Genomic DNA, 14,497 nt, shown 5'->3' on the forward strand with positions numbered 1-14,497 from the left:
AGAGACGTTCCCAATGCTGAAACTCGACGGTCTGTCCAAGACCTACAAGACCGGTGACACCGCCCTGAGCGATGTGACGCTGGACGTGCCCAAGGGCCAGATCATCGGCCTGATCGGCCCCTCGGGCGCGGGCAAGTCCACGCTGATCCGCTGCATCAACCGGCTGGTCGAGCCGACATCGGGCAAGGTCATCCTGGGCGATGTGGATCTGGCCAGCCTCGGCAAGGGCGATCTGCGGCGCCAGCGGCGGCGGATCGGCATGATCTTTCAGGAATATGCGCTGGTCGAGCGTCTGACCGTGATGGAAAATGTGCTGTCGGGGCGCCTCGGCTATGTGCCCTTCTGGCGCAGCTACATGCGCAAGTTTCCCGGCGCGGATATCCAGCGCGCCTATGCCCTTTTGGACCGGGTCGGCCTGCTGCAACACGCGGACAAACGCGCCGATGCGCTCTCGGGCGGACAGCGTCAGCGCGTCGGCATCGCGCGCGCTTTGGCGCAGGAGCCTGAACTCTTGCTGGTGGACGAGCCGACGGCCAGCCTTGACCCCAAGACAAGCCGCCAGATCATGCGCCTTCTGACCGAGATCTGCACCGAGAGCGGCCTGCCGGCGATCGTCAACATCCACGACGTGCCGCTGGCGCAGCAATTCATGCAGCGCATCGTCGGCCTGCGCGCCGGGCGCGTCGTATTCGACGGGCCGCCCGATCAACTGACCGAGGACGCGTTGACGCAGATCTACGGCGAGGAAGACTGGAACGCGATGCGCAAGGGCGACGAAGAGCAGGCCGATGCCGAGGCCGATGCCCGCGACCGTCTGGCAGGCCTCGCCAAATGAGCGCGCCGGCCTACCCGACGCGCTGGCGCCGCCCGCCGCAGATCATCAAGAACCGCGGCTGGCGCCTTGTGCTGCAACTGGGGATCGTCATTTACCTCATTCTTGCCATCGGCACGATCGAGGTGAACTGGGCCCGCGTCTACGAGGGGCTGGAGCGCGGCGAGCGGTTCATCATGGGCTTTTTGCAGCCCGATATCACCAGCCGCTGGCGCGACATCAGCCAGGGTCTGATCGAGAGCCTGACGATGACGTTGACCTCCACTGTCGTCGGCGTCGCCATTTCGGTGCCCATCGGCATCGGCGCCGCGCGCAACCTCGCGCCGCGCTGGATCTATTATATTTGCCGGTCGATCATCGCGGTCAGCCGAGCGCTGCAAGAGATCATCATCGCGATTTTCCTGGTCGCCATGTTCGGCTTTGGCCCCTTCGCGGGCTTCCTGACCCTCTCGTTCGCCACAATCGGCTTCATCGCCAAGCTCTTGGCGGATGACATCGAAGAGATCAACGAGGGCCAGGCCGAAGCGGTGCGCGCGACAGGTGCCTCGTGGTGGCAGGTGGTCAACTATGCCGTCCAGCCGCAGGTCATGCCGCGGCTCATTGGCCTCTCGCTTTACCGGCTCGACATCAATTTCCGCGAGAGCGCGGTCATCGGCATCGTCGGCGCGGGCGGCATCGGCGCCACGCTGAACACCGCCATCGACCGCTATGAATATGACAGTGCCGGCGCGATCCTTCTGATCATCATCGTCATCGTGATGATTGCCGAATACGGCTCCAGCTATCTGCGAAAGTTCCTGCAATGAGCGAGATCACCCATCACAGCCAGATCTGGTCGCATCGCACCACGCGTGGACGTCTGGCGCTCTGGGCCGGTTGGCTGGCGCTGGTCGCGCTCTTTGTCTGGTGCTGGCAGATCATGACCGCGGATACGATCTGGTTCTTCGTCCTCGATGCCCCGGCGCAGGCGGTCGATATCGGCAGCCGCATGATGCCGCCTCGCTGGAGCTATCTGTCCGAGCTGTGGGCGCCTCTTTGGGACACGATCAATATCGCCACCCTCGGCACGCTCGGCGGCGTCATCATGGCGGTGCCCGTGGCCTTCATGGCCGCGCGCAACACGTCGCCATCGCCCACCTTCCTGCGCCCCGTCGCGCTTTTCATCATCGTCGCCTCGCGCTCGATCAATTCGCTGATCTGGGCGCTTTTGTTGGTGGCCATCATCGGGCCGGGCCTTCTGGCCGGGATCGTGGCCATCGCCCTGCGCTCCATCGGCTTCATCGGCAAGCTGCTTTATGAGGCGATCGAGGAAACCGACGCAGGCCAGATCGAGGCCATCGAGGCGACGGGCGCCAGCGGTCTGCAAGTGCTCAGCTACGGGATCGTCCCGCAGATCGTGCCGACCTTCTGGGGCATCACCGTCTTTCGCTGGGACATCAACATCCGCGAAAGCACGATCCTTGGCCTTGTCGGGGCAGGGGGCATCGGGCTGAAGCTGCAAGCGTCGCTCAACACGCTGGCCTGGAGCCAGGTCACGGTGATCCTGCTCTTGATCCTTGCCACGGTCGTGCTCAGCGAGTGGGTCTCGGCCCGGATGCGCCACGCGATCATCTGACGGGCCGGGCGCGCCAGGATGGTCTGAGGCGCCTGGGCGTACCGTCCGGAGGGCAACCGAAGCGGGCGCTGTTATTCGTTATCCTTGCTGGCGTTTTTATCCTCTAACGCTGCGTCCCGCCCGTCGCCCCGCTTGCGCGGCGGGCGGTCCAGCTCCACCCGGTCTTGCGGCCACCACTCGGGATGCTCCTCGCGGATATGCTTGAGCAGTTTTTCCCGCAGGCGCATGGAGGTGGACCAGCCGGTCGAAGGATCGGGGCACATCGCGTAGAATGACATTTCCTGCCCTGCCTCGAAATGGCCGGTGATCGCAGTAAAGAGCTTGTCATGCTCGATCACGTCGTCATCAGCCTTGGCGATATCGAAGAAGACCTCGCGCAAAATTTCCATATCGGCGCGGTGATCGAGAAAGATCGTGATCGTCTTGAGGATGCGCGCATCCTTGACCGACCAGTTTTCGAACGGCTGCGAGACGAAGTATTTCACCGGCACGATGATGCGCCGCTCGTCCCAGGTGCGCAGGCGCAGAAAGGTGTAGAAGATGCTCTCGACATAGGCCCAGTTACCCTCAAAAAGGATGCTGTCGCCGATGCGGATGGGCTTGGCCAGCGCGATCTGAAGCGATGCCATGATATTGCCCAGCACCGCCTGACCCGCGATGCCCAGCAATACGGTAAGGACGCCCGCCGAAGCCAGGAGCGACATGCCGAGCGATCCGAAGAGGTTAAGCCGCGCCAGCACGACGATCACGGCAATACTGACCATCAAGAGAACGATGACCCGCCGGATCGCGTAGATCGAGGTATAAAGCTCGCGCTCGTCTAGGCTGCGGGTGTCATCGATATCGCCGACAACGCCCAAGGTGATCCTGTCGAGGATGGCGTCCACGATCTTGAGCGCGGTGATGCCGATCCCCGCCACCATCACGATCAGCAGAACAGGCCGCAAGAGTGTGGTCGCCGGACCCGAGAACGACACCCCTATCTCGAGCATGATCTGCGCCGCCGCTGCCACCGCGACCATGGCAAGCGGAAAGCGCGATCGCTCGATCGCCTGACGGATCAGCTGGCGGCTGACGCGTGCTGCAAAAAAGCCGACAAGGCGCCAGACCAGCCAGCCCAGACCAAAGAGCGCGGCCAGCATGACGGGGATGAGCAACCATTCCCAAGCGCGCAAACCTCCGAGCTGAACCGTCAGCTTGTCCGGGATGTAGCGCTCGAAATGGCGAGGGCCGAAGGCGTCGAATAGCGCCGGGATGTTTTGCACCGTCTGCGGCGTAAAGAGCCATACGGCGTCGCGGTCCGGCGCCTTGTAGCGGCCCAGCCGGATCTCGTAGGCCTGGCCGTCCAACTCGACCATCTTGAGCCCGATATCGCGTCGCGGCTTGCCCGCCAAAGCGTTGTTCGACGTGCCGGTTTCCAGCATCGCATCGGGCCGCGCCGAAAGCCCGGCCCAGTCGATCCAGAGCTGCCGTTCGATCACGAGGGCCAGTTGCCGGGCCAGGCGCGGGCCGTCCTCGGCCTGCCGTTCGGGCGGCAGATCGCTGAGATTGAGGTAGTGCGCCGCATCCTCGAATTGCCCGTCCTTGGTCAGGGCGATGAATTTGCGGACCGTCTCGCGCGGGGTGCGCCGCTGGATATCTTGAGTGTTCTCGGGTTCGCGCAGCGCGCCGCTCTCGACCTCATACCACGCGCCACCGCTGTCCTGCGCTTGGCCCATCTGGGCGGCCGCAAGAAACGTGATCGTCATGACCGCAAGATAGAGGCCCAGCCTGAAAAAAATTCGCCGCATAGCCGCCAAATTGAAGCGATACCGCCTGCCTGGCAACCCGAATTACGCGCCCGCCTGTTCTGGCAGCCGTTGTTGTGGTGTTGCGTTCAGCATCTCGGCCGTACCTGCACTGACCATTGCAGGCACGGCAGCGAAGTCGCCAAACCCGGCTTCTCGCGCGGTATCACTCGGAGTGACGATGCCATCAAAGACAGAAATCGGCATGGCTCCCGGCTCAATCATGCAGGATGCGATATCAACGCCCGAAAACTCCATCCGGTAACATTCGACGATCGCTTCCAGCGCCCATTTCGATGCCGAACAAGTGCCGCAGAACGGGGTTGGGATCCAGTCGATCAGGCTGGAGGTGTAGAGCACGGTTCCCCGGCCATGCGCGCGAAGATGCGGAAGGTCCGCCCGCATGGCCCGTTGAACGCCTATGGCATTCACGTCGAAAACCGCGCCACGTCTTCGTGAGACATCAATTACTGTATGACGGAGGAGCCGATCCCGGCGTTGTTGATGAAGATGTCGAGACTGCCGGGTTGCGAATGCGCCTCGGCCATACCGCGCTCGCTGCTGGCCGTGTCAATGGCGTCCATCTCGACGATCCTTGCGCCTGCGGCCTCCATTTCTTCTCTACGGATCGGTTGCAGGACTTGGGAAACGCAGTCTTGGGTTGATCATCAATGCTCTCGGGGGCAAGGTTTACCCAGGGGAAACCAAGCTGGGAATTTATGTTTGTCGGTATGTGGGGTCTGCAAGAACGCGTGTGATGACAGTGCCAAGTTCTGTGAACAGTGTGGCAACAGGCTGTCCATAGTCGCGACTTGCAGCGCATGCGGCGTTCAGCTGGCGCCCAATCATCGCTTTTGCCCAGAATGCGGCTCCCGGACCTGTTTGCCAGGGTCAAAGGCTGAAAAACCCTCTGACGGGCGTGACCATTCGAACGGCGACAGTACCGGTTCCGTTGCAGAGACGGCGGCACAAGCGAATGGCGGAAGGCAGGCCCATGAGCTGATCTTCGGCGCCGCCGAACGCCGCCAGTTGACCGTTCTCTTTTGCGACCTCGTCGGCTCGACCCAGCTTGCCGAAGAACTCGACCCCGAAGACCTGCGCAACATCCTTGCCACTTATCGTTCGATCTGCAGCGAGATCGTTGCGCGTCATGACGGAACGGTGATGCAATATCTGGGCGACGGCATCAACGTGATGTTCGGCTTCCCTGTCGCTTACGAGCACTCCACCGGGAATGCGGTTCGCGCCGCAATCGCCATGCTGGAGGCCATCAACGGCGGCAGCCCGGAGCTGTCAGGGCTGAACGTAAAGTTGAACCTGCGCATCGGTATCAATACAGGCCAGGTTGTGGTGGGAAGTGACGGCGCGGGCGCATTGGGTGAGCAACTCTCTGTCATTGGCGATGTGCCCAATCTGGCCGCCCGCCTGCAGGGCGTCGCCCAACCCGGCCAAATCGTCGTCAGCAAGTCCACCTACACCCTCACCAAGCAGCTTTTCGATTTCACCGAGCTTGGGGCCCACGCGCTCAAGGGATTTTCCAAGCCGGTCACCTGCTATTCCGTGAATGGGGACATGTTCGACAGCACGACCGTTTCCACCACGCAGCGCGAGAAGGCCAGAGCCCTGATCGGGCGTAACGCGGAGCTTGGGCTGATCCGCCAGCATTGGTCATCGGCCGAGAACGGTGATGGCCAAGTGCTCATGCTCAGCGGAGAGGCGGGGATCGGAAAGTCGTGCATCCTTCACAGTTTCAATCGGCAGCTTGCCGATGAGGATGTGACCATCGTCCAGTTTTTCGGCTCGGCGTTTCATCTCCATTCGACAATGCACCCCATCTTGGAGGAGTTGCAGGGGCGACTTGGGCTGCACAAGAACGCATCGGCCGCCGACAAGCTGTCAAAGCTCAAGGACACCTTGACGCTGGCGCAGCAGGTTCACTTGCCCGCCCTGTGTTACCTGATTGGTATCGACACACCCGCAACAGCCGAGCTTCTTGCCCTTGCGCCGGAAGAGCTCAAGAAGGCGACCTTTGCCGCAGCGCTCGAGTTCTACGCGTCCATGGCAGAGGAAAGGCCGCTGCTGATGGAGTTCGAGGATGTGCACTGGTGCGACCCGACGACGCTGGAAATCATTTCGCTGTTCATTGAGCAACTCAAGAACAAGCGCTGGATGTTGCTGCTGTCCTTCAGGCCCGATTACAAACCACCATTTCGAAACCTCTCCCACGTCACATCGCTTTCGCTCAATCGGTTCGCCAAGTCCGACATCATATCGCTGATCAATGCCATGACAGGCGGCAAGCCACTGCCGAAGCGGTTGGTGGACCAGATTGTCGAGCGGGCGGACGGCATTCCCCTTTATGCCGAGGAACTCACCCAGATGGTTTTGGAATCCGGGTGGGTCCGCGATTTCGATGGCCACTACCAGATGAGTGGCTCGAACGTCGAGCACGCCATTCCTGCCTCCCTTCAGGATTCACTGACGGCGCGTCTCGACAGGTCTCCCTCCGCAAAGGAGGTCGCCCAGATCGCCGCCACCATCGGCCGGCGCTTCTCTCACGAATTGCTGGGCCTCGTATCGGGCTACCGCGATCAGCAGCTGCGCGGCGCATTGGAGCAACTGCTGGACGCGGAGCTGATCTATCGCCATGGGACCGCCACGCAGATCGGCTATGAATTCAAGCACGCGCTGGTTCAGGACGCCGCCTATCAATCTCTGCTCAAAACCGCCCGCCGCGAGTGTCATCGACGCATTGCCCTTGCGCTGGAAGAGCATATGCCCAAGCTCTGCCATAATGAGCCGGAGAGCTTGGGGTATCATTATGCAGCCGGCGACGAGCACCAGAAGGCCCTGACCTATTTCGTGACAGCAGCCGAGCGCGCGATGGCATCCTCGGCAAGCCTCGAAGCAATCAACCACCTGGAAAATGCGCTGGCGGCTCTTGCCAAGACCTCGCAAAGCGATGCCCGAGATGCGCAGGAATTCGAACTGCTTGTCATGCTTGCGGTCCCGCAGGCCGCGGCGCTGGGCTACGCCCATGAGAACGTCAATCGGTCCTATGAACGCGCTCATGAACTGGCCCGCAAGAACACGGGCAATTTCACCATCTTTCCGGTGATCTATGGGCTGATGCGGTATCATCTGCTCGGCGCGCGCTACGCCGACGCTTTAGAGCATGGTGAAAACCTGTGGGAAATGGCCAAGGAGGCGGACGATCGCCTGATGATGGCCGCCAGCCATCGCGCCATGGGATCGGCCCGTTTCTACTGCGGCAATCCGCAGGCCGCATTGGAAGAGCTTCACTGTGTCATAGACTCAGGCATGGATAATGATGAACGTGCCGAAGGCCTCAAATTTGATGTGGTGGACATCAAGGTTGCGGCGCTTGGTTATGCCAGCTGGGCCCAATGGCAATTGGGCAACGCCGATGAGGCTGTGAGGCTGTCGGGCGAGGCGATGACCGTCGCCAAAGATATCCAGCACCCATTTTCCATTGCATTCTCCATCTGCTTCGCATCGTGGACCTATGCGTTCTGTGGCGACCTGCGGCGGGTGCTCGAGCTGGCCGAAGAAGCCTTTGCCCTGTCGAAACGCTATGGGTTTCAGTTCTGGATCGGCTGGACGGAAGTGATGTCAGCCTGGTCCAAAGCCCGCCTTACCGGAACGTATGACAGCGGAATAAAGCAGGTGAGTGCCGGTATCGCTGACTGGAAGGACACGCGCTCGCGTCTGGGGCTGAGCTACTTCCTCTACCTTCAGGCTGACTTGCTGTCATCCCACGGCGATCATGAAGAAGCACTCGCCATTCTGGAGGACGCCACCCGATTTTGCGACGAGACGCGCGAGCGGTTCTGGGTACCTGAATTGTTGCGCCTACGGGGCGAAATTCTGTTCGCCCAATGCCAAGCAAACGCAAAAGAAAGCGAAAGACTGTTCAATTCGGCTGCTTCAATTGCATCCAACAGTGGGATGATCGCGCTTGAGTTTCGGGCGCTTACAAGCCTCGCGCGGTTGCAGAATGCCGGTCATGGCACGCCCGGCGGGATGTCGGAGCTGAAGAAACTTCTGTCGAAATTGCAGGAGGGTGGGGTAACCTCTGACCAGGAAGAAGCCCGGCGGCTTTTTGAAAAGATCGAATTTGAGGCCGGAGAATTGAAAAGCTGACCGACCAGACACGAAATTTATTTCCCTAGGTATCGCTGATTTGAAGCCCGATAATGACTTTAGGAGAAACGTATGTCCGGAAACGATAATATAAGCAAAACAATGCCATCCGTCGGCAACGCCCCATTCTGGTACGGCTCGTTTTCAGCGGTCTGGGTCTATTTCAAGGTCCCTGTGGCGACCCTCAACAAGATACTGGCAACACAATCCTCCGCCCTGAAGGCGTTTCCATTCGATGATCTGGCCGCTAATGGCCAAGAGTACGGGCTCATGAATATCAACTTCATGACCTATTCCTCTGACTCCGGGGTCAACGATCCACAGTCTTATGCGGACATCCTCCAGCCAATCACTTTTGGCGACCAGCCGCCTGCAAGCATGGGCATCGAGCCGACCCATGAATGCGAGATCAACATCGGTTCCTATGCGACGGCAAAGGCGGCTCAGACGCCGTTCGGCTTGACCAGTTCGCAGTTCATAGAAGGGCGCGATCACACCAAGACGCTTGGCAATTATCGCTTGTGGGTCCCCTGTGACGACCGGATCGCAGTTTACTGGGGCATGCATAATTTCGGCGAGAACAAGGTGATGACCCATCCTTTCACCTACAACAATCCCGCACCGAATAACCCGGACCGGACAATCTGGGACTTCACGATACCGGCGCCCATGGATGAATCCGCAACGAGCACGCTGTTGCGCCTGCAGATGGATGACCTTGTGGGCGGACCGGGGGTGATTGCATCGAACCAGTCGGAAATCATTGATTTCAGCCTGTATCCGCACCCTGCGACAAAACCTGCCTCCCAACGGCTTGTCGGATCGCGGCGCAATGTTTTCGGCCAATTCAAATGCATGACTGCCGAGAGCGCTGCTGCGGCTGGTACGCCGATGTCCGATTGCACCATAAAGCTCGGCAATTCGGCGCATCCAGTGGTTGCCGACCTGAACGCCATGCTCGGAGGCTCGGGCCAGTTCTCGCCGGCAGGCGTGATGACCTACCATTCCGCGCCCGTCGTCGCGGAAAGCTCACTCTATTATGCGGACGTCTGATAAACCACGCACAGCTCCCGGGCCCGAGGGCGGCAGCACGGGCCGGCGCGCGCTTGTTGCGGCCGCCGTTGTGGCCGCAGTCGGGGTGGCGGGGATCTATGCGTATGCGTCTTCCTCCAACCGCGACCAGACCTTGAGCCTGAGCGGCGTTTACCCCGTCGATGTACGCGGAGCCTCGAACGGCGGCGACCGTGCGCTTGGCGAGCGCTCGGAGTATGACGTTTTTTCATGGTTGAACTTCATCGCACTCAATTCGCCTGTGGATGGCGGAGTCCTTGGCGCGAGCGGGGATAACCGAACCTTGTGGTCAACCTGGATGGAGGATTTTCAGGTCCTCGTCTCGGACGGCCAGACACCTGCGCCCTGGGGCACGCCGCTGACCCCTCCCCAAGCCTGCACGACCCTGAATGCCGGCGACGGGATCACCCGCACATTCGCACATACTTCCAAGATGGACGGTGTTGTCGGGCTTTTTGATCAGGCACAGGCCGGCCCGCTGATAGATCAGAATGGCAGCTATGTGCGCTACGAGATCGCGATAAACGAGCCGATGTACAACTATATCCGCGACAACCGGCTCTACACTCAAGAGGGTCTGGACGCCTTCGGACAGATCGACTTCCCGTCCAGTTCGCTCGATACCGGCGAGATCGGGGCCATCATGATCAAGGCGGCCTGGAAGGTGCTGGGGGCAGGGGATGATCCGTCCCGCTTCCATGTTTCGCGGGCCTATGTGTTGAACCAGCAGGCAAACACCTGCGCAGTTGAGGCGCTTGGCCTGGTCGGCTTCCATATCTCGGCCAAGACGGAGTCGGCGCCCCAGTGGATATGGTCGACCTTCGAGCATGTCGACAATGCCCCCGATGCAGGCGCCGCCACAGCCAGCGCGCATTACAGTTTTTTCGATCCCGATTGCACGGCATTGCGTCCCCGATCAGATTGCGCAGCGAATGCCTTGCCTCCGACGCCCTGGAACCCGGCACTGCCAAACCAGATCCCAGTCCAGGTAGAACGTGGCACGCCCATCGACGCGGCAACAGCGGCAATCAACAAGAAATTCCAAGGCTTGCTGCAAGAGGTGAACGCGTCATCGGTATGGGCGAACTACATGCTGGTTGGCACCCAGTACCCTCAATCGCCCAATGACCCGACGGATCCGCAAGGGCGGCCGTTCCCGCAATTTCTGGCCAATAGCACGATCGAGACGTTCCTTCAGGGCAGCGTTCCGCCTGTCAGTTCAAGCTGCATCGCATGTCACAACCGGGCAACCGCAACAGCCGGCGCGAAGCCCGCTGATTTCACCTATATTCTGTCGCGCGTGACCGCCAAGGAGTGAACAGAAATGACCGCCACGCCGCCATCAGATTTCTTTGAGCTGTCCGCGATCCTGACGGGCTTCAGGGTGCGCACGCTGCGTCTGGCGCAACAGGATGCAGATTTCTACGGCGTGTTCGAAAAGGTCTATGGGTCCGCGCAGCTGGGCGATCTGATTGCCTTCTATACAGCCCGGCGGCAAGCAGGAAGCGCAGCGCAGCAGATCGGCGAGGCGATACTGGCGGATGGCAGCCCGGTTGCCGAAACTGCGCGCGCGCTCATGGTCTTTTGGTACTTGGGCCAGATCGCACCGCATGACGGTAGCGAGGATCTGCACATCCCCTCTGCCAATCACTACGCTCAGGCGCTGGCATGGCGCGCGGTTCAGGCCCATCCGACTGGCGTCAGCACTCTGCGGTTCGGGTACTGGGCCACTCCGCCCGCCCCCTTCGACGATTACCTTTAGGATCCGGTCATGGCAGATTCCACCCACTACGATGTCGTGATTGTCGGCGCAGGAATAGCCGGCGCGATCATGGCCAAGGAACTGGCGGCGAAGGGAACGCGCGTTCTGATCCTGGAATCCGGACCGCGCGACAGGGATGACCGAAAATCGTTTCACGACACCTATTTGACCGCGATGGCAAAATTGCCGAATACGCCATATCCGCCCTACTGGCACGGCACTGATCCCGCGCACGAACCGGACAAGGAGGCCGTGCCGCGCCCGATGACCGCGATGACCTTTGCATGGCCGGGGCTGACGGAGTTCAAGAAATGGAACGGGTCCCAAGCCAAGTTCGATGCGTTCAACAAGCAAAGCTACCTGACCTACACCAATACCACCGAGCTTCCATTTCTTTCGACCTACGAGCGGTTGGCAGGCGGCACCACCTGGCACTGGCTGGGCACTGCGCTGCGCTTTACCGAGAGCGATTTTCGCATGCGGTCCAGATACGGACAATTGGTGGACTGGCCAATCACCCTGCCGGACCTTTACGACGACTATGCCAGCGCCGAAGAGACGATTGGCGTTTCCGCGGATGTGGGCGATCAAAGGGCGCTGGAACCCTACCTTGGCGCGCAGTTTCCCAAGGGATACGAGTATCCCATGAAGCGCATTCCCATGAGCGTGTCCGACAAACTGCTGGGCGACACGATCCAGGGATTGCAGTTCGACGGGCAGGACCTCGAAATGACCTGCACGCCGCAGGGCCGCAATTCAGAATACCGTGATGGCCGGCCAGCGTGTCAGGGAAATTCCAGCTGCATCCCGATCTGCCCGATCCAGGCGAAATACGACGCGACCTTCACCTTGCGGGAAGCAGAGAGCACCAATCTGGTGACCACGCTCACCAGCGCCGTGGTGACCGATCTGGAGGTCGGCCCGAACGGTCTGATCACCGGCGTGAACTTTCTTCACTATTCCGGCGACACCGGACATTATCGCGCACAGCGGAAAACGGTGTCGGGCAAGATCGTCATTCTGGCCGCCCATGCGATAGAGAGCGTCAAGATACTGCTCATGTCCAATGGCGGGCAGGGGATCGCCAACGGCTCTGGTCAGCTTGGCTGCAATCTGATGGATCACCTATGCTATCTGGGCTACGGGCTGACCAACACGCAGGGGTTTCCCTATCGCGGTCCGCGCAGCGGCTCGGGCATCGAGAGCCTGCGCGATGGCCCTTTCCGCAAGCATCGCTCTGCCTGGCGCGTGGATGTGGGAAATGTCGGCTGGGAATGGGCCGATGACGATCCCACGACATCCACGCATGATTTCATTTCCGGGCAGAACAAATCGCGCCTCAATCCGAATGGAGAAAAGCTGTTCGGCAGGGCGCTTGCCGAGCGTCTGAACACGGCCAACACCCGCATGTTGAGGCTGTGCTATCTGGTCGAACAGGAGCCGCAGCACTCCAACAGGGTCACGCTGTCGAAACGCCTTGTTGACGGGCTGGGGCTGCCGCGACCTGAAATCAACTACTCCGTGACCGGAAGCGAATATACGTTGCGAGGCATCGTGGCGGCCCAGCAGACCACCGATCTGATTTTCGACAAGATCGGGGCAAACCGCTACTTCCCCAATCACCCACAGAATTATTCGAAATTCATAGATGAAAGCGGATTTCCGGGCATCGAATTCACGTTGGATGGAAAAGACTACAAGACGAACCTCTACGGTGCAGGCCATATCGCTGGCACGTATCGCATGGGTGACAACGCGCGGGTTTCCGTGGTGGATGCGAACTCACGGTGCTGGGAGCACAAAAACCTCTACCTATTGGGGAGCGGCACATTCCCGACGATCGCCACCGGAAATCCGACCCTGACGATCGCGGCCCTCACTTTGCGTGCATCGCGCTCGGTATTGAACGACCTTCGGCATCTTTGAGTCGGGTTAGGTGTTGGTCCTGCCGGTGACCTGTTGTAGGAGTGGAAAAGTCGCAAGGGGCAAAACAACTTGGAGCAATTCCTGACTGATGAGGCCTTGAACGCCGCAGGTCTGGCCGGTGTGGTTCTGTATCTGAGTTCGTACGCGCTGCTTCAGGCCGGTATCTTGCACGGCAGTGGCTATACTTATGCGATCCTGAATCTTTGTGCCGCCAGCTTGGTTTTAATCAGCTTGATGGCCGCGTTTAATCTGTCTTCTGCGATCATTCAGGTATCCTGGATCGTGATCAGTCTTATGGGCATCGCACGTCTTGCATGGATGAACGGCCGGGTGCGGTTTTCCACCGAGGAACAGGCCCTTTTGCGGCAGGTTTTTCCCGATATGCCACCATCCGTTGCCCGCCGTTTTCTGAACCGGGGGACATGGGTCAATGCCGAGGAGCGGGCCGCGCTGACCGAAGAGGGAACGCCCGTCACCAACCTTTACTATCTGGCAGAGGGTCAGGCTCAGGTGACATCGGGCGGACAGATGATCGGTGAAATCACCTCGGGCTTGGTTGGAGAGATGAACGTCCTCTCAGGCGCAGAAGCGTCAGCGACAGTGAAGATTGCGTCCCCATCGCGACTTTTCGTGATTTCAGGCGACTCGCTGCGACGATTGACGGCGCGCGATCCTGATTTCCGGATCCTGCTGGAGAATGGCATGAGCCGTGAGACCGGGCGCAAGCTCATGAGGACGAATGCCCGCTTGTCGGCGCAGGCCGCATCGCAACTACCTTGATCGAGCTTGCCGCGACACAGGTCTTTTTCGACGCGCATTTCGCTTGCTCTGGAGCGTTGAAACGAAGGGTCGCCAAGGCCGCTCTGGCGCGCCGGCGCATGCCGCGCATCACCGGCTGCTGGCGCCTCTAATCCAGTTGATTGTACAGACCGGAAACTCCAGACGGCAGCCGGGTTTTCCGCCGGATCGGCCTGCCGAAGGCCCGGCGCCGCTGACCTGCCGCGCCGATCCCGGCGCCGTTTGCCCATAACACGCAGCATTCCAATCGCATTGGCCAGCGCCATCACCGACGTGCCGGTGATGGCGGGCCATAGCGGAGCATCTGCCACAGCAGAGTAGTAAGCCAGATAATGCACCGATCCGGTCAGCAGCATGGCGCGCAGCACAAGTTGATTGGTGAAGATGCAGGCGCCGGCTTGGAGTGCCGCACCGGCCAGTACCAGCCACCCCACCGGATCGGTGAACTGCAGAAATATTTCGGCCATGGCATTTCCTTTCCTGCGCTGTCGACTCCTGCATGACACTCCGCACCGGTTGTTGGATGTGACCTGGTTCACAGC

The 14,497-nt window shown here is 60.3% G+C and carries 11 protein-coding genes and 1 pseudogene; 10 read left to right on the forward strand and 2 right to left on the reverse strand.

The genetic code is table 11. The features are described from left to right. The first annotated feature begins 13 nt into the window (after nt 1-13). The 3 genes from phnC to phnE (BW975_RS08035) are packed head-to-tail and all read left to right on the forward strand — an operon-like array spanning nt 14 to nt 2,447. Nucleotides 14-835: a phosphonate ABC transporter ATP-binding protein gene (gene phnC / locus BW975_RS08025; protein WP_076532521.1), complete on the forward strand. Its 822-nt coding sequence runs from the start codon at nt 14-16 to the stop codon at nt 833-835. Continuing rightward, entirely contained in the window at nt 832-1,638 is an 807-nt protein-coding gene (gene phnE, locus BW975_RS08030) for a phosphonate ABC transporter, permease protein PhnE (protein ID WP_076532523.1), read from the forward strand. Before phnC ends, phnE (BW975_RS08030) begins: the two co-directional genes overlap by 4 nt. After that, nucleotides 1,635-2,447 carry a phosphonate ABC transporter, permease protein PhnE gene (gene phnE, locus BW975_RS08035; RefSeq protein ID WP_076532524.1) on the forward strand — a complete coding sequence of 271 codons (813 nt, stop codon included), beginning with the start codon at nt 1,635-1,637 and terminating at the stop codon, nt 2,445-2,447. The genes phnE (BW975_RS08030) and phnE (BW975_RS08035) overlap by 4 nt, the downstream gene beginning before the upstream one ends. A 71-nt stretch (nt 2,448-2,518) precedes the next feature. Here the strand turns inward: phnE (BW975_RS08035) and BW975_RS08040 are convergent, their stop codons facing one another. Then, complete coding sequence (locus BW975_RS08040; RefSeq protein WP_076532526.1) at nt 2,519-4,237, reverse strand: mechanosensitive ion channel family protein; 1,719 nt, start codon at nt 4,235-4,237, stop codon at nt 2,519-2,521. Between the two features lie 42 nt (nt 4,238-4,279). Continuing rightward, entirely contained in the window at nt 4,280-4,639 is a 360-nt protein-coding gene (locus BW975_RS18155) for a Rossmann-fold NAD(P)-binding domain-containing protein (RefSeq protein WP_212634875.1), read from the reverse strand. 168 nt (nt 4,640-4,807) lie between these two features. Between BW975_RS18155 and BW975_RS18450 the strand changes: the two are divergent. The 7 genes and pseudogenes from BW975_RS18450 to BW975_RS08075 form a co-directional block, all read left to right on the forward strand. Next, nucleotides 4,808-5,092: pseudogene (locus BW975_RS18450) on the forward strand (double zinc ribbon domain-containing protein); the annotation flags it as partial. 24 nt (nt 5,093-5,116) lie between these two features. Next, a complete protein-coding gene (locus BW975_RS08050; RefSeq protein WP_244512469.1) occupies nt 5,117-8,398 on the forward strand; it encodes an ATP-binding protein in 3,282 nt (1,093 codons plus the stop codon). 72 nt (nt 8,399-8,470) lie between these two features. Further along, the gene (locus BW975_RS08055) at nt 8,471-9,451 is read left to right on the forward strand and encodes a hypothetical protein (RefSeq protein WP_076532529.1); all 981 of its coding nucleotides are present in this window, start codon (nt 8,471-8,473) and stop codon (nt 9,449-9,451) included. A 70-nt stretch (nt 9,452-9,521) separates the two neighbouring features. Next, entirely contained in the window at nt 9,522-10,787 is a 1,266-nt protein-coding gene (locus tag BW975_RS08060) for a hypothetical protein (protein ID WP_139194203.1), read from the forward strand. A gap of 6 nt (nt 10,788-10,793) precedes the next feature. Next, nucleotides 10,794-11,231 (forward strand): hypothetical protein, encoded by a 438-nt coding sequence (locus BW975_RS08065; RefSeq protein WP_076532532.1) that lies wholly within the window; start codon nt 10,794-10,796, stop codon nt 11,229-11,231. 9 nt (nt 11,232-11,240) lie between these two features. Further along, a complete protein-coding gene (locus tag BW975_RS08070; RefSeq protein WP_076532533.1) occupies nt 11,241-13,157 on the forward strand; it encodes a GMC family oxidoreductase in 1,917 nt (638 codons plus the stop codon). 69 nt (nt 13,158-13,226) lie between these two features. Beyond that, the gene (locus BW975_RS08075; RefSeq protein WP_076532535.1) at nt 13,227-13,937 is read left to right on the forward strand and encodes a Crp/Fnr family transcriptional regulator; all 711 of its coding nucleotides are present in this window, start codon (nt 13,227-13,229) and stop codon (nt 13,935-13,937) included. Nucleotides 13,938-14,497 lie beyond the last annotated feature (560 nt).

This window comes from Roseovarius nanhaiticus (assembly GCF_900156535.1).
Classification (GTDB): domain Bacteria; phylum Pseudomonadota; class Alphaproteobacteria; order Rhodobacterales; family Rhodobacteraceae; genus Roseovarius; species Roseovarius nanhaiticus.

Excerpts from the sequence above, each read along its gene's own strand:
- BW975_RS18155 (WP_212634875.1), bottom strand. The coding sequence starts at position 4,639 with ATGCGGGCGGACCTTCCGCATCTTCGCGCGCATGGCCGGGGAACCGTG.
- BW975_RS08055 (WP_076532529.1), top strand. The coding sequence starts at position 8,471 with ATGTCCGGAAACGATAATATAAGCAAAACAATGCCATCCGTCGGCAAC.
- phnC (WP_076532521.1), top strand. The coding sequence starts at position 14 with ATGCTGAAACTCGACGGTCTGTCCAAGACCTACAAGACCGGTGACACC.
- BW975_RS08070 (WP_076532533.1), top strand. The coding sequence starts at position 11,241 with ATGGCAGATTCCACCCACTACGATGTCGTGATTGTCGGCGCAGGAATA.
- phnE (WP_076532524.1), top strand. The coding sequence starts at position 1,635 with ATGAGCGAGATCACCCATCACAGCCAGATCTGGTCGCATCGCACCACG.
- BW975_RS08065 (WP_076532532.1), top strand. The coding sequence starts at position 10,794 with ATGACCGCCACGCCGCCATCAGATTTCTTTGAGCTGTCCGCGATCCTG.
- phnE (WP_076532523.1), top strand. The coding sequence starts at position 832 with ATGAGCGCGCCGGCCTACCCGACGCGCTGGCGCCGCCCGCCGCAGATC.
- BW975_RS08040 (WP_076532526.1), bottom strand. The coding sequence starts at position 4,237 with ATGCGGCGAATTTTTTTCAGGCTGGGCCTCTATCTTGCGGTCATGACG.